Genomic DNA, 23,930 nt, shown 5'->3' on the forward strand with positions numbered 1-23,930 from the left:
AAAAACGGGCGGCATCATAAAGCAAATAGTGTTAATTTACATCCCCACATTTTGCGCTACATTTCCACCCATTCATTTCACACTGTAATGCGCGTTGCGCTTATGGAACGCGGCTGCACGACCTTGTTTTTGCGAATGACAAAAAAAATGCGAGAATACAGGCCATTGTAGCTATACACAGGACAGTCATGACGCATTTACCCAAATTTTCGGCATCGCTGCTGCACCCACGCTATTGGGCAACCTGGTTTGGCATCGGCGTGCTGTGGTTAGTGGTTCAACTCCCCTACCCGCTCCTTTACCGCTTAGGCTGCGCGCTCGGCCACCTTGCACAGCGCCTGATGAAGCGCCGCGCGCACATTGCGCACCGCAACCTGACGCTCTGCTTCCCGCAGATGAGCGAGGAGGAGCGGCAGAAAATGGTGGCGAAGAATTTTGAATCCGTCGGCATGGGGCTGATTGAAACCGGCATGGCCTGGTTCTGGTCCGATCGCCGCATGCGCCGCTGGATGGATGTCTCCCATTTCGAACATGTCCGTAACGTACAGGCACAGGGCCGCGGCATTCTGCTGATTGGCGTACACTTCCTGACGCTGGAGATTGGCGCGCGGATGTTTGGTCTTAATGAGCCGGGCATCGGCGTCTACCGTCCGAACGACAACCCGGTTATCGATCTGCTGCAAACCTGGGGACGCATGCGCTCCAATAAGAGCATGATTGACCGTAAAGATCTCAAGGGGATGATCCGCGCACTGAAAGCGGGTGAAGTGGTCTGGTACGCGCCGGATCATGACTACGGCCCGCGCGCCAGCGTCTTTGTTCCCTTCTTTGCCGTCGAGCAGGCTGCCTCCACCTCCGGCACCTGGATGCTGGCGCGCATGTCGCAAGCCTGCGTGGTGCCCTTTGTGCCGCGCCGCAAACCCGGCGGTAAAGGGTATGAGCTGATTATGCTTGAGCCGGAGTGCTCACCGCCGCTGGACGATGCTGAAACCACCGCCGCGTGGATGAACAAAGTGGTGGAGCGCTGCATTATGATGGCGCCCGAGCAATATATGTGGCTGCACCGCCGCTTTAAAACCCGCCCGGAAGGGGTGCCCTCCCGCTACTAACTGCCCCGCTCCGCCTGTAAACCACGGGCGGAGCGGCCTCTCTTACTGCTTCTCTTCACGCTTTTCGTTTTCATTGCGGTAACCGCCGCCCAGCGCTTTTATCAGCGTGATATCAGTACTGAGCTGCTGCGCCTGCATATCCAGCAGCAGAAGCTGTTGCGCCAGCGCCAGGCGGCGCGCCTCCTGCGCCCTGAAGCGGCTCAGCAGGCCGCGCTGGTAATGGGCGGCAGCGCTATTGGTTGCCGTCATCGCCGCGCGCACTTTCTCCTGCTGCATCGCCACCATCTGGTTGAGATCGTTAAGCTGGCTGGAGGTGATCGCCACATCACGCACCGCATCGAGCACCGCCTGGTTGTACTGTTTGATCAGAATATTGCTGGCGGTACGCACTGACTTCAGGTGTGCATTTAACCGCCCGCCGTCAAACAGCGGCAACGTGAGCGCAGGCAAAATATTGAGCTGCTGGAAGGAGTAGCGGAAGAGATCGCCGACATCAAAGGCGTTGTAACCCCAGAAAGCCTTGATATCGAAGTGCGGGTAAAACGCCGCCTTCGCTGAGTCCACCTGGCTCATGGTGGCGGTAACGTACCCGCGCAGCGCCTGGAGATCGGGGCGGCGTGCCAGCAGTTCGAATGAGAGCGAGGCGGGCAGCGTTTGCTGAAGTTGCGGCAGCGCCACCGGATGAATCACGGGCATGCTCTGCGCGTCGGCACCCATCAGCGCCCGCAGGGTCTCGCGGTAGCGGGTTAACGCGCCGTTCGCCTCCACCAGCTGTTGCTGCGCGGCCAGCCGTTCAGCCTGCGCCCCGGCCAGATCGACGCTATCCTCCAGCCCGCGCGCCGCACGCTGCTGGTGCGCCTGCTCGGAGAAGCGGGCAATCTCCTGCTGCTCATTGAGCAGCGCGATGCGCGCAAAGGTCGCCTGCATGGCAAAGTAGAGCTGAGCGACGCTGCTGGCGATATCCAGCTCAATCGCCGCAGTTTCGGCAAGCCTCGCATTCTGCTCGCCAATCGCGGCCGCCACGCGCGCGCGATCCGATCCCCAGAGATCGATATTGAGCGACGCGCCAACCCCCACCGTATTCAGCGTGTACCACGGGCCCTGTTTATCAACAGGCAGCGAGTAGGCGTAGGGCCAGGTCGCTTTCGCTTCCCTGTCCGACACGCGCATGTAGTTTTGCGCGGCAACGGCGCCTGCCTGTACGCCCATTGCCGACTGCGCCAGCGCCACCGTTGACTGCGACTGGCCGACACGCAGCCGCGCAGCCTGCATGGTGGGCGAGTTTTGCAACGCGCGATTGACGAGCATCGAAAGCTGGCGATCGTGATAGTTTTCCCACCAGCGCGCCGCGGGCCAGCCGCTGTTCACCAGGTGGATCGCCTGCGCCAGCTGCGCCTTCTGCGGGTTGACGATCGTCACCTGCCCCGGATCGTCCTGCACCAGGGCGCAGCCGGATAACAGCAGCAGGCCAAATGCGGCCAGCGTACTGCAGCGAAAACGCGAAGAGATCATTTTTGCGCGCATACTTTACTCTGCCTGTCGCGAACTCAGTGAAAAGGGGGACGGCCATGCCGGCAGGCTGGTGAGCGCCTGCATCAGCGGCGGGCCGTAGGGGTTTGCCGCATCGGCGCGAAGTGCCACCAGGGTCGGTTTCGGCTGCGCCTGGTCGATAGCCGTAGCGTAGGCCTCAATATACTCGGCGCAGCGGGGCAAAAAGGGATCGTCCACCGCAGCATACAACCGATAACCTTCACTCAGGCGCACAAGCTCCTGCGCGCTGGCAAACGTCTCGCCGCGCGGCCAGCTTTTCGCTTCTGCATGGGGATGCGCCCAGGTGTTGAGCGGCTCGGCGGCAACGCGGTTGAGCAGTGCATCACTCTCGGTCAGGCTGGCAAAGAGCGCCGGGATGCTGGAATCCCGATCTTTTGCCCGCAGCAGCCCGGCAATGCGCCGGTAGAGGCGCGCGAGACTGGCTTTAAGTTGCGGCGCTTCGCTGTCCGGCCATAAATAGAGATGGACAAGCGACGAGACCAGCACGCCGAGCAGAATGCCAATCACCCGATCGCGAAGCTCGGTTAAGTTGGTCAGCGGGCCAAACCAGCTTAAAAAGGCCAGCGCAAAGGTAAAACCCAGCTGAATACCGGCATAGGCAATGCGCTCTGACCCACCCGCCAGCCAGGCGGCCAGCGCCATTACCGGCAGCGCCATCGCCAGCAGGCCGACCAGCGACTCCGTCCAGGGTTGAATAAAGAGAATCAGCAGCAGCGCCAGCAGGGTCGCCAGCAGCGCGCCGCCAATACGCAGCGCGATCTTCTGCATCGTCGCGCCGAGCCCGGGCTGCGCCACAATCACGCAGCTCAGCATAATGGTGTGAATACCCTGCCAGTCCGTCGCGGTATAAAAGACGTAGCAGAGCAGCGTGACCAGCACGGTTTTCAGGGTGAAGTGCAGATAGGCCGGGTTACTCCAGGCATCCGGCGGCATTAATGCACTCCTCTCTCCCTCGCCGGGCGGTAGGGCAACGGTTTCTCCGCGCTGAAGCGAGGCCAGCAGCGCAGCGATCTCGCGCACAACCACACCCTGCTCACGCTCGATGGACACGGAGACCGGCTGCACAGGCGGCAGTTTGCCCTGCTCCACCTGCTGTGCCAGCGCGAGCAGCGCATCGGCAAGTGGTCGTCGCGCCACATCGGGGCCACCGGGTTGTAGCAGCGCAATGAGTTGATAGCTGCGCAGCGTAAACGCCATCACACTCTGCCACTTCTGCTGCTTCTCAGCTATCGCCGTGCTGGAGAGCCGCGCCAGCTTAAAGAGCGTGTGCAGCTGCGCAACCTGGCGGGCAATGGTGCTGAAGGTGGGGCGGTTCTTTTCGAGGGCGTCAGCATCGGTTTGCGTCAGGCAGGCCGCTGTCTGGCGCAGCATCGCGGCGAGCGCGCTTTTGAACTGCCAGCCGGGAAAAGCCTGCGCGAAACAGGCATTAACCAACAGTGTCACCACGATGGCGCTGTTGATGGCCACCCACAGCCACAGCAGCAGGCGCACGAGGATCTCGCTCTGCCCGGTCATCGAGGGAAAAGTTTGCGCATAGATCACCGCCAGCGCCACGACAAAAAAGGCCAGCCCCAGCTTGCCCATAATGCGCATCAGATAGACGGCGAGGGAGAAGAGCAGCACCGAGGCGACAAGACGCACCAGCGGATAGTCATAGGTCCACTTGATAATCAGCAGCACGCCGCCCAGCACCAGCGTCACCACCAGGAAAAAAGCGACGCTGACCAGAGAGACCATCACCACGTTGGGCTGGCTGACATAGAAGACCACAATCAGGGCTATCGCCAGAAAGGGGATCTGCAGGCTCATAAACAGCGCAATCAGGATCGCGCAGCTGATTGTCATGCGCAGAGTGTAATTCCCCCGCCCCGGCGTGGCGCGCAGCTCTTTTTGCAGATAGCTCCAGGCGCTCTCCATCGCCATGCTCACTGCGGCTTGAGGGTAACGCTTGCGGAGGCACCCATACGGAACAGCGCCGGATCGGGGTGCTCAACGGCGATTTTCACCGGGAAGCGCTGCGAAACATGCACCCAGTTAATACTTTTCGGCACGATCGGTAAGCCGCCAATCACCGTTCCGCCCTCCGGCAGCACGCCAAATCCGATCGACTCGACCCGACCGCTAAAGCGCTGGCTGTGGTCGGTCATCACGGTGATCTCAGCCGGAGTGCCGGCGCGGATGCCCTGCAGATCGGTTTCGCGGAAATTGGCCACCACATACCAGCGGTCGTCATCCATCAGCGTAAAGACCGGTTTTAATGCCGAGGCGTACTGGCCAACCGTGGTTTTCAGCGCCACTACCACACCGTTAAAGGGCGCGCGCACCTCCGTAAACTCCAGATGCAGCTCCGCCAGCGCAATCTGCGCCAGCACCCCTTCCCGCTGAGCCACCATCGCGTCGACGCCGAGCACGGCTGAAGCGGCCTGGCTGGCCTGAAGTTGGATCGCGGCCAGCTCGGAGCGGGCGGCTTTCTCCGCCGTGCGCGCCTGATCCAGCTCCTCCTGCGAAGCAAACCCTTGCGGTACCAGCGGCTCCAGGCGGCTGCGCGTCGAGCGAGTCTGATCGACCAGCGCCTGCGAGCGCGCCACCGCGGCGGCAACAGACTGCGCGTTATACTCCTGCGCTTTAATGGTGCGCCCGGTCAGGGTGATTTGCGCGTCGAGCGCCGCCAGCCGGGATTTCGCATCCGCCAGCATCGCCTGGTAAGGGCGCGGATCGATACGGAACAGCAGATCGCCTTTTTTCACCCGCTGGTTGTCGCGCACGGGCATCTCGACGATGCGGCCAGTCACTTCCGGGACGACGTCAATCGTATCGGTGTAAACATAGGCATCGTTGGTTTGCGGAGAAGTCTGCAGATGCCAGATCACCGCAATCAGCGCCACGATAGCGCCAATCACGATGAGCAGCAACGGCCACTTTTTCCGTAACAACGTTGAGCTGGAATCAGTCATAGGCCTTCATATCTAAAAAAACAGGAACCAGAAAAGCGCGGCAAAGAGAAACAGCAGAGCCAGATAGCTTATAACCAGCGGCGAAAAACGCGCCTGCCAGCCTTTACGCACAATAAGCAAATGGCACGGAATGAGTAGCAGCGCCGCGGCGAGAAAACAGAAGAACCAGGCGGGAAATGAGGCGCCAAGCACAGGGATAGCGGGCGGCAAGGCGCAGCCAGGGAGTAAGCAGCAGGGTATGAGCGCAGCCCCGCGCAAAGATTTTGCGATCCCTTTCACAGCCATGCTCCTGCGCGCGAAATCATCATCACTGACACCTTCTCTCCATCTTTTAGATAAATACTGCGCTAACGACGCGTGCGGTACACTCTACTCAGAATAGGTGCAACTTTTGCACGCGGTGATTATAAACTGCTGCGCCATAAAATATAACGTTGACGTTACATTTCCGTTTTTTTGCATAAACGTCAGGCAAATCTCATAAGCAGAATGCGCTTTCGTGCAGAATCATCTGCCTGACGGCAGAGTAGCCCCTGCACGCTTAGCGATAACCAAACCACTCTTTTAAATTGCTCACAATCAGCGAACGAAGCGCGGCGTCATCCTCGTTTTCGCGCCAGAATAACATCAGCGAGTGCAGGTTATTAAATTCATCATTGTTGACATCAAGTGCGACTACCCGCTTCGCCAACAGCTCAGGCCGCGCAATATGATCCGGTACGCAGGCAATACCGAGCCCCTTTTTCGCCAGCATCACGCTTAATGTGTAATCCGTCACCAGCATCGCCTCTGCCGGGGCGTGCAGCGGATAGCGATGGTCATTGTTTTCATCCGGAAAGGCGGGATAAATCAGCGTCTCGCCATCCAGTTGAAAGGCATCAATTTGGCTCTGCTGCGCCAGCCAGTGCTGCGGATGAGCAATAAGCATGGTTTGCAGATCGCCCACTACACAGCCCTGCAACCCGCAAGGCATAACCGGTAAATGCAGCCCCAGCACATAGTCGACGCGCTTAGCGCGTAAATTCGCTTCGGTGTCATATACATCGGTATGGATAACGTTGAGCTGTACCTGCGGGTAAGCCACCTTCACGCTAAGCAAAATATCGGCCACCACCTCTGCCGGGATAAGTTCATTAAAGGCCAGCCGGACTATTTCCGGTTCACGGCGTGTTTGTAACGATAAGGAAAAAGCCTCCAGCCGCTGCCAGCTGTTCACCATTGATTTTGCTTTCGGCAGCAGTCGTTTGCCGTTGCTGTTAATTTTGACCACCGATCCATTGCCGCGTGTGTGAAATAGGGTATAGCCGAGAATACCCTCCAGCTCTTTTATCCAGCGGCTAATTGTTGATTTCGAGCGATTCATTCGTTGCCCCGCCTGCACAAAACTTCCTGTTTCTGCAGCGGCGACAAATGCGCAGAGTGCTTTATTTTCAATAACCAGATCGGTTTTTTTCATGCTTTTACGTCCTTACTTCTTTTCATTATTGCGCTGAGCCTGACGCCTGGCGTCCGCTACGCATCCTGCAACAACAGGTTTAAGGACTTTATTATTGCAACACATTGATGTGGGTCATTTTTAACCCGCTCTGCCAGACTATTCCAGAGGCACTGTTACATGGTAATAAAGATAATTACAAAATGAAAAGGACATAGCCAAATAACGTCAAAAGACGTTATTTATTGTCAATAAAACGCATTTATTAAGCTTCAACTGATAAGCAAACAAATAACAGTTTAAGAAAGAACTCATGATTTACCTTTGCATAAATGTCACCTGTTGCATAAATGGAACTTTGCGCAGGGAGGAAAGTTTTATTATTGCCACAACGCCCCATTTTCGCCGTTATTTTCCCGGCAGCCCATTTGTATCGTTATTCGCTTCTGCTTATTATCGCCGTGAACGTTATTATCCCCGCCTTTTAAATGGAGAACGCCATATGGGTTTATTTAAGCCTACGGGTACGCTACAGAAAATTATCAAAGTGAGTCTGTTATCGGCATTAATTAGCACCTCACTTAACGCTACGGCGGCAAAAGATGTGCCTAACGATCCCAATGACCGGCCGACGCCTGCCGATATCATTGTTATGAATGCAGATATCCGCACCTCCGATGCCGCCAAACCGCGCGCTCAGGCGCTGGCGATTAAGGATGGCAAGTTTATCGCGGTGGGCAGCCCGCACTATATTAAGCTGCTGCAAAGCGATAAGACGAAAGTGATCGATGCCAAGGGTAAAACGGTGATCCCGGGGTTGATTGACGCCCACACGCACCTGATTGCCGGGATCGACCTGATCAACGGCGTCGATCTCTTTGGCGTCAGTAACAAACAGACGTGGCTGAAGATGATCAAGGAAAAAGTGGATGCGCAGCCGAAAGGCAGTTGGATCTTCGGCGGCCGCTGGGACGCCACTTTAACCGAGGAAAAAACGCTACCCACTGCGGCCGACCTCGACAAAGTCGCGCCTGATAACCCGGTCGCGCTGGTTGACGTCGACTACCACACCATGTGGCTGAACAGTAAAGCGCTGGCAGAGCTGGAGATCACCGATAAGACACCCGACCCGGTCGGCGGAACCATCCAGCGCGATAAAAACGGTAAAGCGACCGGCATCCTGCTGGAGAACGCCCTTGATATCTACAACCGCTCACCAAAAGTGATTGCCGCCCAGGGGGATAAGGCCGAGGGGTTGCGCAAAGTGATGGCGCACTTCAACAGCCTTGGGGTCACCGGTGCCCATGATATGTGGACCAACTCGGGCGACATCTATACCGATATGCTGAAAAAAGGCGGCTTCCCGATGCGCATCTGGTACGGCTACATGGTTGATACCGGTGAGAAAAACAGCGGTGAAGAGGCGTGGAAAACGCAGGCCGATAAGCAAAAAGAGATGAATGCTTTTGCCGCCGACAAAGAGAAAGCGATCGGTAAAGGGCCGCAGTTCCGCTATGGCTACCATAAATATTTTATGGATGGCACCCTGATGAACCACACCGCCGCCCTGCATGAGCACTACTCCGATCGTCACGATCACTACTTCGGCACCCCGCTCTACACCCAGGAGAAGATGAATGAGATGGTGCAGCGCTCCCATCAATATGGCTTCCCGGTTGCCGTTCACGCCATTGGCGATAACGCCGTGACCATGGCGCTGGAGGCGTATCGCAACAGCCCGCAGGGCAGGGATAAAATTAACCGTATCGAACATATTGAGCTGACAAAGTACGCCAACATCGAGAAGTTTGCGCAGAACGGTATTGTGCCGTCGATGCAGCCTGACCATGCCATCGCGCCTAACTTCCTTGAGACGCGTCTGGGTAACGAGCGCCTGAAGCGCGGTTACGCCTGGCAATCGCTGCTGACCGCGGGTGGGCACCTGGTGTTCGGTAGCGACTGGCCGACGGCAAAAGAGAACCCGATGACGCAGCTTGGCGATGCCGTGTTACGCCTTAAAGATGGCAAAGTGTGGTATGGCGAAAACGCCCTCACCTTCGACGAAGCGCTGTATGCCTACACCATGGCGCCGGCAAAAATCAGCGGCTGGGATAAAGAGATTGGCTCGATTACTGTCGGTAAGTGGGCTGATTTCGCCATAGTCGATGGCAAAATCAACGATCCGGTGCCGCAGGATATCCGTAACTGGAAGATTGCCGAGACATGGTTCGCCGGAGAGAAGGTCTACGATAGCGCGCAGAAAAAATCGTAATCCGCCTCGCTTCTCACGCGGAGCCTGCTTCGCGTGAGAAGGTCGACAGACCGGGTCAAATTAAGAATTTTCACTTCGGTGTGAGAAGTTGCCAGCCATTCTCGCCACCGCTCTGCTTGTTTTATCCCCTGCCGTGAAAAAGAATAGTGGTGAGTAATCTCCTTGCGGAACAACCTCTTTTCCAGGATGGAACGCCATGCATATACTTCTGCTTTGCAGCGCCTTTAATGGCCTGTCACAACGTTTTTTTGTCGAACTCGTCGATGCCGGCCATCAGGTCACCGTAGAGGTGTTTACCGGTGATGAGGCGCTTGAACAGCGGCTTGAGGCGAGCCGGCCTGATATTATCATCGCCCCGTTTCTGAAACGGGCGATCCCCGAACGCGTCTGGCAAGACTACCGATGTTTTATTCTGCACCCCGGCATTGTCGGCGACCGCGGGCCCAGCTCCCTTGACTGGGCGATCCTCGAAGGGTGGCACGAATGGGGGGTGACCCTGCTGGAAGCCAATGCGGTGATGGATGCGGGCGACATCTGGGCGACCCGTACCTTCCCCCTCCCGCCGATGGCGAAAAGCCAGATTTATCGCCATCAGGTTACCGATGCTGCCGTTGCCTGCTTACGGGAACTGATCGCCAGGTTGCAGCGCGGCCAGCAGCATGGCGACCCGCTTGATTATGCCCGCGCCACGACGCGGGGCCGGGAGAGAGCCGCACTCCCGATGAGCGCGCGCATACTCGACTGGCAGTGCGACCCTACCGACCTGCTGCTGCGCAAAATCCGCGCCAGCGACAGCCTGCCCGGCGCACCGGCACAGCTGGCTGGCGTGCCGGTGCGGGTGTTTAATGCCTGGCTGGCAGAGGCTGAAGTCGCCAGCCAGCGCGGGCGTGCGGGGGAGATTTTCGCCCGCGACGGCGATGCGCTCTGTGTGGCAACACTGGATGGCGCGCTGTGGGTAGGTCACCTGCGCCGTAGTGACAATCATGCCACTGCGCAGGTTAAACTACCCGCCGCCGTCGCCCTGCGCGACGAACTTGCGGCACGCTCCTCACTACCGCTGCTCGATGCGCAGCACTCTAACAAGCCGCGGCTTGAGATACGCGGGCGTGTCGCCATTCTGCATTTCCCGCTGCTCAACGGCGCGTTTACCGTCCACGACTCGCAGCGCCTCACCACGCTCTTTACACGTGCCGCAGCCGAACGCAACGTGGACGCCATTGTGCTGGCCGGTGGGGATGATTTCTGGTCAAACGGTATTGAGCTTAATTCCATTCATGTGGCCGAAAACCCTGCCGAAGAGGGGTGGGCGTCGATCAATGCGATCGATGACTTTGCCGAAGCGATCCTCACCTGTCGTGGCAAGCTGGTGGTAAGCGCGGTCAATGCCAATGCCGGCGCGGGCGGCGCGATGCTGATGCTGGCGGCCGATCGGGTCTTTATGCGGGCGGGCGTAGTGATTAATCCGCATTACAAAACCATGGGGTTGCACGGGTCGGAGTTCTGGACCTTAACGCTACCGTGGCGCGCGGATGCTGAGGCGGCGGTGGCACTGAGTGAGAATTGCCTGCCAGTCAGCGCCAGGCAGGCGGCGGCACTCGGTCTTGTCGACTCGGTACTCGATGTCTCACGCGAGGCGTTTCTTGAGACGGTAGTAAGCCAAATCAGTGCGCTTATTGCGCCTGCCGCCCTGCCCGATACGCTCAAGGCAAAAGCGCGCGCGCAGGAGGAGATGCGCGATGGACGACCGCTTGATGAGTATCGCCGGGAGGAGCTTGGCAGGATGAGAGGCAACTTCTTTGCGGACGATCTGCACTTCTCCTCACGCCGTACGGCCTTTGTGATGAAGCAGCCGCCCTGTAAAACACCGGAACATTTGCAGCGTCATAACGCCGCTGTGGCAGCGAGCATGGCAGAGGAGCAACGCGATAAAAGTGAGGCGGAAGTTTGACGCTGGCATCACCAGCGACTATAGATTTCTGCATGACCTGAACCGTTATCAAGGAGCGTTTTACATGGCTGATTCTGAACTGAACTATTACACAACCCTGGCCGAAGCCATTGACGCGGCGCGCGAAGCGTTTATCGCTAATAACCCCGATGTCGATGAAGATGACCTCAATGTGCAACAGTTCAATGTCCAGAAGTATGTGCTGCAGGATGGCGATATCGTCTGGCAGGCAGAATTTTTTGCCGACGAAGAGCAGCCGGGCGAATGCCTGCCGATGTACAGCGGCGAAGCAGCACAGAGCGTCTTTGATGGCGACTTTGACGAGATTGAGATCCGTCAGGAGTGGTTAGAAGAGAACACCCTGCACGAGTGGGATGAGGGCGAATTTCAGCTCGAGCCGCCGCTGGACACCGAAGAGGGTCACGCGGCGGCAGATGAGTGGGACGAGCGTTAATTACTCGTAGGGGCCATGCTGGGCGTCTATCGGCAGCAGCAGGGTGTCAAACACCAGCGACAGCGGCAGATCCAGCACGGTCAGGAAGCGCCATGAGGAGTCACGTACGTCCCACTGCACGCCGGGATAGTACTGATTCCCATGGCCCTGGCCTGGGATCGTCCGGCTGACAATGCTGCCGCAGCCGCTTAACACGCACACCATGACCAGCACCAGCATCACTCTCACCGCGTTCCCCCTTCTGATTAAGCAGATAAAAAAATACCGGCTAATGCCGGTATTTTCTTAATGATGGCTTATTTTGCCTTCAGCGCCAGTGGATTAAGCGACAACGTTTCGTAATGCTTCACCCAGGACAAATAGCGCTCAGGTGACTCCCAGACGCGATAGTGCAGACGTGAGAGCGTAACCGGGTCACTTAACAGCACCAGACGACGATCGCGGTTGAGTTTCTCAGGCGTTTCATTCAGCGCCTGCTCAACATGACGGTCGCGGGCAATCTCCAGCACATGGCTGGCGCGGTGACGCGCGGTCGCCATCGCCGTCGCCAGCGCGTTGAAGGAGGGGTTAAACACGGCGTGCATAAACCCATCTTCCAGCGAGCGGGAGCGGTTCAGCTCCAGATAGCGATCGGTATCAACCAGCACCTGCGGCGGAGAGTACTCTTCCGGGATCAGGAACAGCTTCCAGCGTTTGGTACGCAGCCCGACCGTTGAGCGGCTCGAGATCACCGACACAAACGGCGAGAGGATCAGCGAGAAGACGATCGGTGCCAGCCAGAAGAGGAAGCGCAGATCCAGCCACGCCATCCCCACGGCCCAGACCAGACCCAGCAGCAGCTGCGAGCCGTGACGCATAAAGGCTTCACCCCACGGCGTGGAGTCATCATCACGCTGCGGCGAGTTCCACACCACTTCCCAGCCGAGGAACGCGCTGACCACGAACACCGTATGGAACAGCATACGTACCGGCGCCAGCAGCACGGAGAAGAGCACTTCCAGCAGCAGCGACAGCGTGACGCGGAAGAAACCACCATACTCTTTCGGCCCTTTGCACCAGACAAGGATGATACTCAGCAGCTTCGGCAGGAAGAGCAGCACCATGGTCGAGGCAAAGAGCGCGATAGCCAGTTCCGGACGCCACTGCGGCCAGACCGGGAAGAGCTGGCGCGGCTGCAGGAAGTACTGCGGCTCGGTCAGCGCATGCACCACCTGCAGTGCCGTCGAGAGCGCAAGGAACATAAACCACAGCGGCGCCGAGAGATAGGACATCACGCCGGTCAGGAACACTGCACGGTGAACCGGGTGCATCCCTTTTACCAGGAACAGACGGAAGTTCATCAGGTTCCCGTGACACCAGCGGCGGTCGCGTTTCAGCTCATCAAGCAGGTTCGGCGGCAGCTCTTCATAAGAGCCTGGCAGATCGTAGGCAATCCACACGCCCCAGCCGGCGCGGCGCATCAGCGCAGCTTCGACAAAGTCATGGGAGAGAATGGAGCCTGCAAACGAGCCTTCACCCGGCAGCGGTGCCAGCGCGCAGTGCTCGATAAAGGGCTGCACGCGGATAATCGCGTTATGCCCCCAGTAGTGGGACTCCCCCAGCTGCCAGAAGTGCAGACCAGCAGTAAAGAGCGGCCCATATACACGGGTAGCAAACTGCTGGCAGCGCGCATAGAGCGTATCCATACCGGACGCGCGCGGTGAAGACTGGATAATGCCGGCGTTCGGATTGGCTTCCATCAGGCGAACCAGCCCGGTCAGGCAATCACCGGTCATCACTGAGTCCGCATCCAGCACCACCATGTAGCTGTACTGGCTGCCCCAGCGACGGCAGAAGTCATCGATGTTACCGCTTTTGCGTTTAACGCGACGGCGGCGGCGGCGGTAGAAGATCTGCCCTTCCCCCTGCACTTCCGCAATCAGCTCCATCCAGGCTTTTTGCTCTGCGACGCAGATATCCGGATTGTAGCTATCGCTCAGGATGTAGACGTCGAAGTGCTTCTCCTGGCCGGTAGCTTTCACCGACTCCCAGGTAGCGCGCAGGCCAGCGAAGACGCGATCGACGTCTTCGTTACAGATAGGCATGATCAGCGCGGTACGATGCTCCGGGTTAAGCGGTTCATCGCCCACCGTCGAGGCGGAAATACTGTATTTATCACGCCCGATCAGCAGCTGCAGGAAGCCCATCAACGCCGTCCAGAAGCCGGCCGAGACCCAGCAGAAGAGGACAGCGAAGAGGATCAGGATCCCGGTCTGCAACACATAAGGCAGCAGCTGCATAAAGGAGACCCACAGATCCTGGCCCGCCATATCGACAGGGTTGATCAGCGCCCAGCCCTGGTAAGGCAGGATGGTTTTCATGTACCAGGTCGCCACGACGGTCTGCGCCAGCGTCAGCAGCAGCAAGATGTAGCGACGAATCGATCCGACCGTACGCCACTTCTCTTCCTGCACCTGCTCCTCTTTGGTCAGGCGCGCCATATAGCGCGGCAGAACCTCACGGCCGCGCAGGCGATCCCAGAAACGACCAAGGGGGTTGGTGCGCCAGGGATCCGGGAACATGGAGGAGCGTTTCGCTTTCGGCATGGCCTGCAGCTGCGCGCGTCCTTCGTCATCCTTGATCAGTTGCCCTTGTGCCAGCGACTCCGGCCAGCTGTTTTCCAGCCGCGCGGTCACCGAACCCAGCGGCGTGTCATCTTCACGCTTCCAGTCCTTGTGCTCCGCGTCCAGCGCTTCATGCACGCCGCGAATCGAATCCGTCGGCAGCGCTGCTTTCTGCTCCGCAGGGAGCGGCAGCGCGTCGATATACTCAGTTATCTTATTCATTGGCAGGTAGCTGATAGCTCCAGGTTTCACTCAGGGGCTGATCGGCGTTGACCAGCGCCGCGCGCATATCCGTGGTTTTCTTCGGATCTTTGACCTTCACGCGCAGCGTCAAACGCCAACCTTGGGTCACTGGATTATAGCGAACGGCGTTTTCAACGATCTCACCGTTATCGCCAATGCTCGCCTGCGCCGTTACCGGCGTATCCTGCGGCAGTTTTTTCATATCCTGGCCGGTGAAGTCGATCACGAAGGCGATAGTACCGTCCGGCTGGCGGATAAGGTTGGACTGCTTCACATCGCCCGTAGAGCGACGCGTCTGCATAACCCAGGCATTATCCGGCGCGTGCAGCTTATCTTCGTCACGGCTAAAGGTGATGGTGTACTTGAAGTTCATCTCTTTGCCCGGCTCCGGCAGCTGATCCGGCGTCCAGTAGGCAACGATGTTATCGTTGGTTTCGTCGTTGGTCGGGATCTCTACCAGCTCGACTTTCCCTTTGCCCCACTCGCCTTTCGGCGTAACCCACGCGCTCGGGCGCTGGTCGTAGCGGTCATCGATATCTTCGAAACGGGAGAACTCACGGCCACGCTGCAGCAGACCGAAGCCCTGCGGGTTTTCCATCGCGTAGCTGCTGACGGCCAGGTGTTTCGGGTTGTTCAGCGGACGCCAGATCCACTCGCCGTTGCCAGCCAGCATCGACAGACCGTTAGAGTCATGCAGCTCAGGACGGTAGTTGACCGCCGGAGAGGGCTGGGACGGGCCAAACAGGAACATACTGGTCAGCGGCGCAACGCCCAGTTTGCCCACTTTGTCACGCAGGTAGACTTTGGACTGCACATCAACCACGCTGTCGCGGCCCGGAATAATGACAAAACGGTAGGCGCCGGTAGCACGTGGGGAGTCGAGCAGCGCGTAGATGGTCAGACGCTTGTCGGTCGGCTTCGGACGCTCGATCCAGAACTCTTTAAAGCGCGGGAACTCTTCGCCGGAGGGCAGCGCCGTATCGATCGCCAGCCCGCGCGCGGAGAGACCATAGACCTGGCCTGCGCCAATCACGCGGAAGTAGCTCGCGCCCAGCATGCTGACGATTTCGTCGTTTTTATCTTTGCTATTGATGGGGTAAAGCACTTTGAAACCGGCAAAGCCGAGATCCTTAACGGTATCTTTGTCGTGCTGAATGTTGCCGAAGTTGAAGTAGTCCGGGCTGTACTTAATCTGGTGCACGGCGGTCGCGGTGACTTCATTGATAGTGACCGGCGTGTCGAAGTACATCCCCTGATGATAGAACTCAAGCTTGAACGGTGTGTTGGTCTTGTTCCAGTAAGCTTTATCATGGTTGAACTGAATTTGTTGATAGTCCGCATACTTCATGTCGCGGAACAGTGAGGGCAGATTGCTTTTGGGTGCTTCATAGCTCTTGCCAGCCAGGGATTGCGCCTGTTTTGCGACATCGTCGATAGAAAAGGCCCAGCCTGATGACGTATAAAGTGACAACAGTACTGCTGCCCCTACCCAATGCATTTTCATCATTCGTAATTTAGGTTTCATAATAACTAAGCACTTCCCCCTTTGTGTGCTTAAATCGATCCGATCCATTTTAATGGAAACTCTGGCAATCCGACAACCGAATCCCTGCTTTGTTCTCAGGTACCGTTCATTGATTAAACAAATGCATCCGGCCACCCATTTCCTTTTGCAGTCTTATCCTGGAGACAGGTTATCTGACATAGTGTAGGGTTGGTTTGGAATGTAATCATTATTTGTCTTATGGATAAGACGAAAAGTCTGAGAATGCACGGAGATATATGTCTAAATCCCCCGCACAACGTGAATATTTCCTTGATTCCATCCGCGCGTGGTTAATGCTGCTTGGGATCCCGTTCCACATTTCCCTCATTTACTCGAGCCATATGTGGCATGTGAACAGCGCCTACCCCTCATGGTGGCTGACGCTGTTTAACGACTTCATTCACGCCTTTCGCATGCAGGTCTTTTTCGTCATTTCGGGTTACTTCTCCTATATGCTCTACCTGCGTTATCCGCTGAAACGCTGGTGGAAAGTGCGCGTCGAACGCGTAGGCATTCCCATGTTGACGGCTATTCCGCTGCTGACGTTGCCGCAATTTATTATGTTGCAACATGTTAAGGAGAACACCGCTAACTGGCACACCCTCTCCACTTATGACAAATTTAATACGCTGTCATGGGAATTGATCTCCCATTTATGGTTCCTGTTAGTGCTGGTTATATTAACGACGATCAGCTTGTGGTTATTCCGCGCGATCAAAAACAACGCCGATCGCCTGCTCAACGACATTTCTCTCGGCAAGCTTTCGATCTGGTTCCTGCTATTGGGCCTCGCCTGGGCGGCATTTCGCCGCGGCGTTTTCCTCTTCTATCCGGAAATATTGCGCGACGCGCTGTTTAATTTCACCGTTATGCAGACGCTCTTTTATATCCCCTTCTTCCTGCTTGGCGCACTAACTTTTATCAGCCCGCGCCTGAAAAGCCTCTTTGTCACACCCTCGCCCTGGTGCATGGTGGGTTCAGCGCTGGCCTTTATCGCTTACCTGCTCAATCAGCGCTACGGCAGCGGCGAAGGGTGGATGTATGAAACCGAGGCTGTGATTACCATGCTGATGGGCTTCTGGATGGTGAATGTGGTCTTTTCGCTTGGCCACCGGCTGCTTAATTTCCAGTCCGCGCGCGTCAGCTACTTTGTTAATGCCTCGCTCTTTATCTACCTGGTGCACCACCCGCTGACGCTGCTGTTCGGCGCGTGGATCACGCCGCATATTCAGTCGAACGTAGTGGGCTTTTTCACCGGGCTGGTGTTTGTGATTGGCATCGCCATCGTGCTCTATGAGATCCACCTGCGTATTCCGCTGCTGCGTTTCCTCTTCTCCGGCAAACCGCAGGAGAAAGCGGCGAAATCACCGGTGCAGGCAGGGTAAACCACACGGCTGCTCTCTCCTCAGAGCAGCCACTCCACCGGCAACCAGTAGACCAGACGCACAAGGATGCGCTGCCACAGGCGCGTTTGCGGCTCCTTTTTCAGCACAATCTCCTCGCCATCCTGCTGCTCAATCCAGTTGATACGACCAAATCGATCGAGGCGTAGTTGCCAGGTGATATCTCTCTGGCTGCGCAGAAAACGGTGATGGATCTGTTTTGCCAGTGTTTCACTGTCGATGACAAAACCCATCTCGGTATTCAGCACCGCGGAACGCGGGTCGAAATTAAACGAGCCGATAAAGACTTTTTCACCATCGATACTGAAGGTTTTCGCATGCAGGCTGGAGCCAGAGTTACCGGTTAAACCGCGGTCATGCACCGGGTGAATGGGGGCTTCTCCGCGCGTCGGTTTCAGTTCATAGAGCTCAATGCCGTGGCGCAGCAGCTTTTTGCGCCAGCGCGCATAGCCTGCATGCACCACCGTGACATCATTGGCGGCAAGGGAGTTGGTCAGAATAGCGATCTTCACCCCTTTACGCGCCAGCTGTAACAGCAGGGCAACGCCCGCGCGCCCCGGCACAAAGTAGGCCGAGATAATGTCGATCTGCCGGTCCGGTTTACCCATCACATTCAGTAGCCGCTGTGGCAGTAATGTATGCTCACGCGCTTTGCCCTCCCCTTTACGCGGGTCGTCGCTCAACAGACGCGTTTTCGCCCATAACAGCGGTAGCGTGCCGTTTTCAAGGTGTGCGGCGAAATGGGTAGAAGCGAGTCTCTCTTGGTAGCGCACCGCGGTGATATCTTCCCGCCAGCTCTCCGGCAGGCGAATGCGCTCGGCAATCTCCTCCGGCGACAGGGAGAGCACGCTGCGCAGCGATGAGACCGACGCCGAGTTCCAGTAGCGGAGAAAATCCCGCTCAACCTCTTTCACCACCGTGCCGACCGCCATCACATCAAGATCGGTAAACAGCGGCTCTTCGCCAATACCAAAATAGGCATCGCCGATATTGCGCCCGCCAACCAGTGTCACCACGCCATCGACGGTGAAACTTTTATTGTGCATCCGCCGGTTGAGGCGCGCGAAATCCGTTAAGTAGCCGAGCGCACGCAGGGAGCGAAAAGAGAAAGGGTTAAAGAGCCGCACCTCGATATTGGGATGGTTATCGAGCTGGCGCAGCACGCCATCCATGCCGAGGGTGTTATTGTCATCCAGTAGCAGACGCACCTTCACGCCGCGATCGGCAGCGGCAAGCAGCGCCAGCATCAACAAGCGGCCGGAGGTGTCATCTTCCCAGATGTAGTACTGCACATCGAGCGTGCGCTCTGCCAGCTCCGCTAATCGGTAGCGGGCGACAAAAGCGTCCATACTGTCATCGAGAATATGCAGACCGCAAAGACCGGGGTGCGCTTCACAAACGGGTGCGACGGCGCGCCCAAGCCGGGAATCAGTGTGCAGGGTCGGCACCGTGTTGGGTGAGTAAGCGTTGATAGAGTCGCAGAGTTTCATCGTCATAGCAGACAAAGTATATCTGCCGTAACAGAGAATAGCGGGTTAGATAATCCGAAACGGTGTTAATGGCGATCTCTGCCGCGGCCGCTTTCGGGTAACCATAGACGCCGGTACTGATAGCAGGAAATGCAATAGAGGCGTAGCCGTTGGCATCCGCCAGTTTCAGGCTGTTGCGATAGGCATCTTCAAGCAGATGGGCTTCGTTATCATTTCCGCCGCGCCAGACCGGCCCGACCGCATGGATCACCGCTTTAGCGTTGAGGTTACCCGCGGCGGTGATTACCGCATGGCCCGGCGGGCATTCGCCCTGCTGCTGGCGAACCTGTTTGCACGCCTCAAGCAGTGCCGGACCGGCTGCGCGATGGATCGCGCCATCAACACCGCCGCCGCCGAGTAAAGACGCGTTGGCGGCATTAACAATAACATCCACCTCAAGGGTCGTAATATCCCCCTGAATAACCTGCATACGTGATTCCATTATGGCTCCCTTGTCGGCGCAATACCGAGAACATGCACTAAGTGTATCCTGGCGCAACGGAAATGGTGGAGCCGCAAGCCAACCGGCTGGAAATATTGTCTGCAAGAGAGGGAAAACGAGCGCCGGATTACGCTTTTTTCGCTGCCGCCGCGCGGGATAAACTACGCCGCGAAGCGAGCCACAGGCCGCTATTTTTCATGGCATAGCCAAACAGCAGACCCAGCGCCAGCGAAGGGGCAACGACTCTCCAGTCGCCCTGCCCGGCAAAGGTGGCGCAGGCGCCGATAAAGGTGCCGGGAACAAAGGAGAGCAGCACGTTTTTGGCCTGCAGGCACATGAGAACAGCCACCACGCCGGTCATCAGGTAGCCCACCATCTCAAGATGGGGAGCCAGCGCACTGCCATACATAATCACCAGCGCCCAGATGACGCCGCTCATTACCGTGCAGGCAGCGATCGCCAGCCCCTTCAGCCCGCCCTGCGGACAGGCAAAATAGGCCGTACAGCCGAGAAAACCGGCCCAGCTTAAAAGCCCTGAGGAGACGGCAACCCAGCCCCAGAGGCCGGAGAGGATACCTGTCGTCAATGCAAGTGCGAAGAGTCTGTTCATGGCGCGCATCATAGCAGATGCGCGCCGCTGCAAAGTGACATTCACCACATAAATTTAAACAACGAAATCATCGTTGCAAATTATTTGTGATTTAGATCACTCTTCGCTCTCTCTCTCTTCCTGCAACTCCTCCCACATGGCGGCAATCGCGTCACGGGAAAGTTCGGCTAGCGTGCGCCAGAAAGGTGTAGTCGAGTGGGCTTCCACTTTGCCAAAGAACGTCCCGCACCACGGCAGCAGGTACTCTGCGAAGAGGGTTTCCAGCGCTTCGCTCTCATCTTCCGCTGACTGATCTTCAAGCCATGAGGCTGCCAGCAGCAGCGTACCAATATGATCGGCAGGCGCGGCGCTCAGCGGCATGCCGCGGCTGGAGAGAAACTCGCGCACCTCCGCTTCGCTCGCCCCTTCAACCCAGGCGCTGCGCAGCGGCGAGACGCGACACTCTTCGCCGACAAACAGCGCATTGTAATCGGCGGACAGCGTCTGGGCATCGCAGCTTTTTTGCAGCCGCTCCAGCAGCGCATCCTGCTCAAGCGGCCAGCTCTCTGCCAGCTTTCCTTCGCGGATCATCGTGTAGAGCGGCACCAACAGCGGATCCTGCGGCTGGCGGTAAAAGAGCGAGCCCAACACGCGGCAGAGGATAGAAAATTCGTTCATTCAGTTGTTCCAGTCAGTATTAAAGTTCAGCAAATTCATCAATCGGCGCCATGCCGCGTGACTCAAGGAAACTCAGCATGCGGCGCGGTGATACGTTCAGGATGCGCTCTTCCGGGAAGCCGACCTCATCCAGCACTTTGCGGCACTCTGCAAAGTCACCCAGCGTAAAGGCGGTGTGCGAGTCGGAGCCGAGCGCCACCCAGCCTCCCGCGTCGCGCACGGCAGCGGCAATGGCGCGGCAGTTCACCTCACTACCCTTGCGCGAGTGAATAAAGGAGGAGTTGTTAATCTCCAGCGCCACATCATACTTCGCGGCGGCGGCGGCCACCGCCGGGATATCAATCTCAAATTTAGGGTTACCAGGGTGGCTAATAATATGCACGTTGCCGCTGGCAATGGTGGCGATCATCGCCTCGGTATGGCTCGCTTTATCCTGCGGCGGGAAGACCGGCTCATGGAAACCGGCAACAATCAGATCGAGCGCGTCGAGCATCGGCCCGGTGCAGTCGATCTCACCCGCGCGGTTTTTTATATTCGCTTCTATACCGCGCAGAATACCGATGCCGTCGACCAGCCGCGGCCAGATACGCATATTGATAAAGTGCCAGTGGTGAGGGGCATCGGCCATGTCCGGGCCATGATCGGTAATAGCGAAGAGCTTAACGCCTTTGCGTTTCGCCTCGGCAATATAGTCATGCAGCGTGCTGTAAGCGTGGGTGCTGGCGACGGTGTGCATATGCAGGTCAACGGGGTACATGGCTCACTCCTGTAGTCAATTGCGCAAGAATAGCAGCTATTGTTATGCAGTTTAATGAAAACCCGGCGCGGCCGGGCTTACTCAATATCCTCTCGCCCGGTCAACGCGACCGCTCACCGCTTCACCCCGCTCAAGCTGGCAAATAGTGTGGCGAATATACGCGATCGCCTCATGCGGACGGGTCACGGCGGCAATATGCGGCGTAATGGCGACGCGCGGGTGCGCCCACAGCGGGTGCCCGGCGGGCAACGGCTCTTCGCGGAAGACATCGAGCATTGCGCCCTTAACTTTGCCACTCTCAAGAGCCTGCAACAGATCCGCTTCCACGAGATGCACGCCGCGTGCGAGATTCAGCAGGTAGCTCCCCTCCTCCAGCTGCGCCAGCAGGGAGCGATCGATGATGCCTGCGGTCTCCGGCGTGTTGGGAAGCAGGTTGATCAACACCCGCGTACCCTGCAGGAACTCTCCAAGCTCTTGCACGCCGGCAAAACTGGTGATGCCCGGCAGATCTTTTCGGCTGCGGCTCCAGCAGCGCAGCGGGAATCCCCATTGAAGGAGCGCTGCAGCGACTTTTGCGCCCAGCACGCCAGCGCCAAGAATGCCAACGGTGAAATCTTTATGCGCATACTCCGCGAGCGGTTGCCACTTCGCCTCGCCTTTTAGCGCCTGGTAATCATCGAAACGGCGGAACCAGTGCAGCACCTGGCTGACGGCATACTCCTGCATCTGCTGCGCCATGCCGGTGTCTTCAAGGCGAAACAGTGGCACCGAGGCGTCGAGCATCTGCGGATGGGCCTTGAGTTGACCGAGGATCGCATCGACACCTGCACCGAGGGCAAACACAGCCTTCAATTTGCGGCCTTCAAGCATCTCCACGGGCGGATGCCACACCAGCGCGTAATCGGCGGGAGCGCTATCGCCCGGTGTCCAGACGCGGATGTTGGCATCCGGCAGCGCGTCGCGCAGGGCATTCACCCAAAAAGCGCTATCAAATGAGGGGTGATAAAAGAGGATCTCCATCGGCACTCCGGTCTCTGTTGTTGTTGAAGCATTTTTATGCGGCTGATAAGCATAACAAATATCCTCTCCAGCGCGTGGGTAAAGTACTAAGGCGAGAAAAAAAGCGTTTTCAGAACGTTTAAGAAGCAGGTTGTTTGAAGTTTGTCTAAACGCACTAATTTATTGCAAAAGAAGATTGACGCGGTTACGGGTTTTCCCTACATTAGCGCCCGTCCCGACGACATCGGGGCAACAATGTGGTGAGGTGTCCGAGTGGCTGAAGGAGCACGCCTGGAAAGTGTGTATACGGCAACGTATCGGGGGTTCGAATCCCCCCCTCACCGCCATTATTCGAAGAAGAGCTCGCGTGAAAATGCGGGCTTTTTTTTCGCATGTACTTCCGCGTCAGGGGGGATGAGAACCCCCGACCGGGGTTCGACAGCGGGCGACAGCCCGCTGGACAGACCATGAGCGCAGCGAGTGGGCTGCCCGCAGGGCGAGCAGAGCGAGTCAATCCCCTCTCACCGCCATTATTCGAAGAAGAGCTCGCGTGAAAATGCGGGCTTTTTTTTCGCATGTACCTCCGCGCCAGGGGGGATGAGCACCCCCGACCGGGTTCGACAGCCCGCTGGACAGACCATGAGCGCAGCGAGTGGGCTGCCCGCAGGGCGAGCAGAGCGAGTCAATCCCCCCCTCACCGCCATTATTCGAAGAAGAGCTCGCGTGAAAATGCGGGCTTTTTTCGCATGTACCTCCGCGCCAGGGGGGATGAGAACCCTCGACCGGGGGTCGACAGCGGGCGACAGCCCGCTGGACAGACCACGAGCGCAGCGAGTGGGCTGCCCGCAGGGCGAGCAGAACGAGTCAATCCCCCTCTCACCGCCATTATTCAAGATGAGAGCCTGTACGAAAGTACGGGCTTTTTTCTTTTATATCCCCCGGTGCACACATCGGCAGCGGAGCCAGTGCCTGATGGCGGCTTCGCCTTATCAGGCCTACGTGTTTCCCCCTTCCCGATTATCAAACCCGCTCCGTTTCACAGGCCGGATAAGCGTGAGTGCCATCCGGCATTTTTATCCCTGCAAATCCCGGCATTTCCACCGCTAATCCATGCCGTTGCTCACACCTTAAGCGAACAATTCTCTCGGTTGAAAATCTGCTTGACCGCTTCAGCGCAACTCCCTATAGTAGCGCCCCGTTGCCCTCCTGTATGGCGGGTGACAATACAATGTGGTGAGGTGTCCGAGTGGCTGAAGGAGCACGCCTGGAAAGTGTGTATACGGCAACGTATCGGGGGTTCGAATCCCCCCCTCACCGCCATTATTCAAGATGAGAGCCTGTACGAAAGTACGGGCTTTTTTCTTTTATGTCCCCCGGACAAGGGGGATGAGAACCCCCGACTGGGGTTCGACAGCGGG

The 23,930-nt window shown here is 57.5% G+C and carries 19 protein-coding genes, 2 tRNA genes and 1 other RNA gene; 8 read left to right on the plus strand and 14 right to left on the minus strand.

Going from position 1 to position 23,930, the window contains the following annotated elements; genetic code table 11:
• Positions 1 to 188: 188 nt before the first annotated feature.
• Positions 189 to 1,109 carry a Kdo(2)-lipid IV(A) acyltransferase gene (locus PU683_RS16125; RefSeq protein WP_277173231.1) on the plus strand — a complete coding sequence of 307 codons (921 nt, stop codon included), beginning with the start codon at positions 189 to 191 and terminating at the stop codon, positions 1,107 to 1,109.
• A gap of 42 nt (positions 1,110 to 1,151) precedes the next feature.
• Here PU683_RS16125 and PU683_RS16130 read toward each other — a convergent pair whose 3' ends face one another.
• The 5 genes from PU683_RS16130 to PU683_RS16150 form a co-directional block, all read right to left on the minus strand.
• Entirely contained in the window at positions 1,152 to 2,633 is a 1,482-nt protein-coding gene (locus PU683_RS16130) for an MdtP family multidrug efflux transporter outer membrane subunit (protein ID WP_431190945.1), read from the minus strand.
• 3 nt (positions 2,634 to 2,636) lie between these two features.
• Complete coding sequence (locus PU683_RS16135; RefSeq protein ID WP_277174311.1) at positions 2,637 to 4,577, minus strand: FUSC family protein; 1,941 nt, start codon at positions 4,575 to 4,577, stop codon at positions 2,637 to 2,639.
• Between the two features lie 8 nt (positions 4,578 to 4,585).
• Positions 4,586 to 5,614: a multidrug transporter subunit MdtN gene (gene mdtN / locus PU683_RS16140; RefSeq protein WP_277173233.1), complete on the minus strand. Its 1,029-nt coding sequence runs from the start codon at positions 5,612 to 5,614 to the stop codon at positions 4,586 to 4,588.
• Between the two features lie 12 nt (positions 5,615 to 5,626).
• Positions 5,627 to 5,899, minus strand: a complete 273-nt coding sequence (locus tag PU683_RS16145) for a YtcA family lipoprotein (protein ID WP_277173235.1) — start codon at positions 5,897 to 5,899, stop codon at positions 5,627 to 5,629.
• A gap of 256 nt (positions 5,900 to 6,155) precedes the next feature.
• Entirely contained in the window at positions 6,156 to 7,070 is a 915-nt protein-coding gene (locus PU683_RS16150) for a LysR family transcriptional regulator (protein WP_277173237.1), read from the minus strand.
• A 481-nt stretch (positions 7,071 to 7,551) separates the two neighbouring features.
• Between PU683_RS16150 and PU683_RS16155 the strand changes: the two genes are divergently transcribed.
• From PU683_RS16155 to PU683_RS16165, 3 genes are all read left to right on the plus strand, one after another.
• Positions 7,552 to 9,321 (plus strand): amidohydrolase, encoded by a 1,770-nt coding sequence (locus PU683_RS16155; RefSeq protein ID WP_277173239.1) that lies wholly within the window; start codon positions 7,552 to 7,554, stop codon positions 9,319 to 9,321.
• A gap of 196 nt (positions 9,322 to 9,517) precedes the next feature.
• On the plus strand, positions 9,518 to 11,269 hold the full coding sequence (locus tag PU683_RS16160; protein WP_277173241.1) for an enoyl-CoA hydratase-related protein: 1,752 nt from the start codon (positions 9,518 to 9,520) through the stop codon (positions 11,267 to 11,269).
• 79 nt (positions 11,270 to 11,348) lie between these two features.
• The gene (locus tag PU683_RS16165; protein ID WP_277174312.1) at positions 11,349 to 11,723 is read left to right on the plus strand and encodes a MysB family protein; all 375 of its coding nucleotides are present in this window, start codon (positions 11,349 to 11,351) and stop codon (positions 11,721 to 11,723) included.
• On the opposite strand, the gene PU683_RS16170 is transcribed toward PU683_RS16165, so the two are convergent.
• From PU683_RS16170 to mdoG, 3 genes are all read right to left on the minus strand, one after another.
• On the minus strand, positions 11,724 to 11,942 hold the full coding sequence (locus tag PU683_RS16170; protein WP_431190963.1) for a YceK/YidQ family lipoprotein: 219 nt from the start codon (positions 11,940 to 11,942) through the stop codon (positions 11,724 to 11,726). It lies immediately after the preceding gene.
• Between the two features lie 77 nt (positions 11,943 to 12,019).
• On the minus strand, positions 12,020 to 14,548 hold the full coding sequence (mdoH, locus tag PU683_RS16175; RefSeq protein ID WP_277173245.1) for a glucans biosynthesis glucosyltransferase MdoH: 2,529 nt from the start codon (positions 14,546 to 14,548) through the stop codon (positions 12,020 to 12,022).
• The gene (gene mdoG, locus PU683_RS16180; protein ID WP_277173247.1) at positions 14,541 to 16,076 is read right to left on the minus strand and encodes a glucans biosynthesis protein MdoG; all 1,536 of its coding nucleotides are present in this window, start codon (positions 16,074 to 16,076) and stop codon (positions 14,541 to 14,543) included. Before mdoG ends, mdoH begins: the two co-directional genes overlap by 8 nt.
• A 275-nt stretch (positions 16,077 to 16,351) precedes the next feature.
• Here mdoG and mdoC point away from each other — a divergent pair, with 275 nt between their 5' ends.
• On the plus strand, positions 16,352 to 17,500 hold the full coding sequence (mdoC, locus tag PU683_RS16185; protein WP_277173249.1) for a glucans biosynthesis protein MdoC: 1,149 nt from the start codon (positions 16,352 to 16,354) through the stop codon (positions 17,498 to 17,500).
• A 20-nt stretch (positions 17,501 to 17,520) separates the two neighbouring features.
• Here the strand turns inward: mdoC and PU683_RS16190 are convergent, their stop codons facing one another.
• The 6 genes from PU683_RS16190 to ghrA all read right to left on the minus strand — a co-directional run bounded on the left by PU683_RS16190 (position 17,521) and on the right by ghrA (position 22,533).
• Positions 17,521 to 19,014 carry a phospholipase D family protein gene (locus tag PU683_RS16190; RefSeq protein ID WP_431190946.1) on the minus strand — a complete coding sequence of 498 codons (1,494 nt, stop codon included), beginning with the start codon at positions 19,012 to 19,014 and terminating at the stop codon, positions 17,521 to 17,523.
• Positions 18,947 to 19,489, minus strand: coding sequence for an O-acetyl-ADP-ribose deacetylase (gene ymdB / locus PU683_RS16195; RefSeq protein WP_277173251.1), 543 nt, complete (start codon positions 19,487 to 19,489; stop codon positions 18,947 to 18,949). Before ymdB ends, PU683_RS16190 begins: the two co-directional genes overlap by 68 nt.
• 127 nt (positions 19,490 to 19,616) lie before the next feature.
• Positions 19,617 to 20,108: a DUF1097 domain-containing protein gene (locus tag PU683_RS16200; protein WP_277174314.1), complete on the minus strand. Its 492-nt coding sequence runs from the start codon at positions 20,106 to 20,108 to the stop codon at positions 19,617 to 19,619.
• Between the two features lie 87 nt (positions 20,109 to 20,195).
• Positions 20,196 to 20,756: a TorD/DmsD family molecular chaperone gene (locus PU683_RS16205; protein WP_277173253.1), complete on the minus strand. Its 561-nt coding sequence runs from the start codon at positions 20,754 to 20,756 to the stop codon at positions 20,196 to 20,198.
• A gap of 19 nt (positions 20,757 to 20,775) precedes the next feature.
• Positions 20,776 to 21,513 (minus strand): phosphatase, encoded by a 738-nt coding sequence (locus PU683_RS16210; protein WP_277173255.1) that lies wholly within the window; start codon positions 21,511 to 21,513, stop codon positions 20,776 to 20,778.
• An 81-nt stretch (positions 21,514 to 21,594) separates the two neighbouring features.
• Positions 21,595 to 22,533: a glyoxylate/hydroxypyruvate reductase GhrA gene (gene ghrA, locus PU683_RS16215; protein ID WP_277173257.1), complete on the minus strand. Its 939-nt coding sequence runs from the start codon at positions 22,531 to 22,533 to the stop codon at positions 21,595 to 21,597.
• 238 nt (positions 22,534 to 22,771) lie between these two features.
• Between ghrA and PU683_RS16220 the strand changes: the two genes are divergently transcribed.
• The 3 genes from PU683_RS16220 to PU683_RS16230 all read left to right on the plus strand — a co-directional run bounded on the left by PU683_RS16220 (position 22,772) and on the right by PU683_RS16230 (position 23,832).
• Positions 22,772 to 22,859, plus strand: a tRNA-Ser gene (locus PU683_RS16220).
• Between the two features lie 47 nt (positions 22,860 to 22,906).
• Positions 22,907 to 23,042: non-coding RNA, RtT sRNA (locus tag PU683_RS16225), on the plus strand.
• 702 nt (positions 23,043 to 23,744) lie between these two features.
• Positions 23,745 to 23,832, plus strand: a tRNA-Ser gene (locus PU683_RS16230).
• Positions 23,833 to 23,930: the final 98 nt, after the last annotated feature.

This window comes from Candidatus Kosakonia sp. 282A-S69, assembly GCF_029433855.1.
GTDB classification, from domain to species: Bacteria; Pseudomonadota; Gammaproteobacteria; order Enterobacterales; family Enterobacteriaceae; genus Kosakonia; species Kosakonia cowanii_A.

Excerpts from the sequence above, each read along its gene's own strand:
- PU683_RS16125 (WP_277173231.1), top strand. The coding sequence starts at position 189 with ATGACGCATTTACCCAAATTTTCGGCATCGCTGCTGCACCCACGCTAT.
- PU683_RS16130 (WP_431190945.1), bottom strand. The coding sequence starts at position 2,633 with ATGCGCGCAAAAATGATCTCTTCGCGTTTTCGCTGCAGTACGCTGGCC.
- PU683_RS16135 (WP_277174311.1), bottom strand. The coding sequence starts at position 4,577 with ATGGAGAGCGCCTGGAGCTATCTGCAAAAAGAGCTGCGCGCCACGCCG.
- mdtN (WP_277173233.1), bottom strand. The coding sequence starts at position 5,614 with ATGACTGATTCCAGCTCAACGTTGTTACGGAAAAAGTGGCCGTTGCTG.
- PU683_RS16145 (WP_277173235.1), bottom strand. The coding sequence starts at position 5,899 with ATGGCTGTGAAAGGGATCGCAAAATCTTTGCGCGGGGCTGCGCTCATA.
- PU683_RS16150 (WP_277173237.1), bottom strand. The coding sequence starts at position 7,070 with ATGAAAAAAACCGATCTGGTTATTGAAAATAAAGCACTCTGCGCATTT.
- PU683_RS16155 (WP_277173239.1), top strand. The coding sequence starts at position 7,552 with ATGGGTTTATTTAAGCCTACGGGTACGCTACAGAAAATTATCAAAGTG.
- PU683_RS16160 (WP_277173241.1), top strand. The coding sequence starts at position 9,518 with ATGCATATACTTCTGCTTTGCAGCGCCTTTAATGGCCTGTCACAACGT.
- PU683_RS16170 (WP_431190963.1), bottom strand. The coding sequence starts at position 11,942 with ATGCTGGTGCTGGTCATGGTGTGCGTGTTAAGCGGCTGCGGCAGCATT.
- mdoH (WP_277173245.1), bottom strand. The coding sequence starts at position 14,548 with ATGAATAAGATAACTGAGTATATCGACGCGCTGCCGCTCCCTGCGGAG.
- mdoG (WP_277173247.1), bottom strand. The coding sequence starts at position 16,076 with ATGATGAAAATGCATTGGGTAGGGGCAGCAGTACTGTTGTCACTTTAT.
- mdoC (WP_277173249.1), top strand. The coding sequence starts at position 16,352 with ATGTCTAAATCCCCCGCACAACGTGAATATTTCCTTGATTCCATCCGC.
- PU683_RS16190 (WP_431190946.1), bottom strand. The coding sequence starts at position 19,014 with ATGACGATGAAACTCTGCGACTCTATCAACGCTTACTCACCCAACACG.
- ymdB (WP_277173251.1), bottom strand. The coding sequence starts at position 19,489 with ATGGAATCACGTATGCAGGTTATTCAGGGGGATATTACGACCCTTGAG.
- PU683_RS16200 (WP_277174314.1), bottom strand. The coding sequence starts at position 20,108 with ATGCGCGCCATGAACAGACTCTTCGCACTTGCATTGACGACAGGTATC.
- PU683_RS16205 (WP_277173253.1), bottom strand. The coding sequence starts at position 20,756 with ATGAACGAATTTTCTATCCTCTGCCGCGTGTTGGGCTCGCTCTTTTAC.
- PU683_RS16210 (WP_277173255.1), bottom strand. The coding sequence starts at position 21,513 with ATGTACCCCGTTGACCTGCATATGCACACCGTCGCCAGCACCCACGCT.
- ghrA (WP_277173257.1), bottom strand. The coding sequence starts at position 22,533 with ATGGAGATCCTCTTTTATCACCCCTCATTTGATAGCGCTTTTTGGGTG.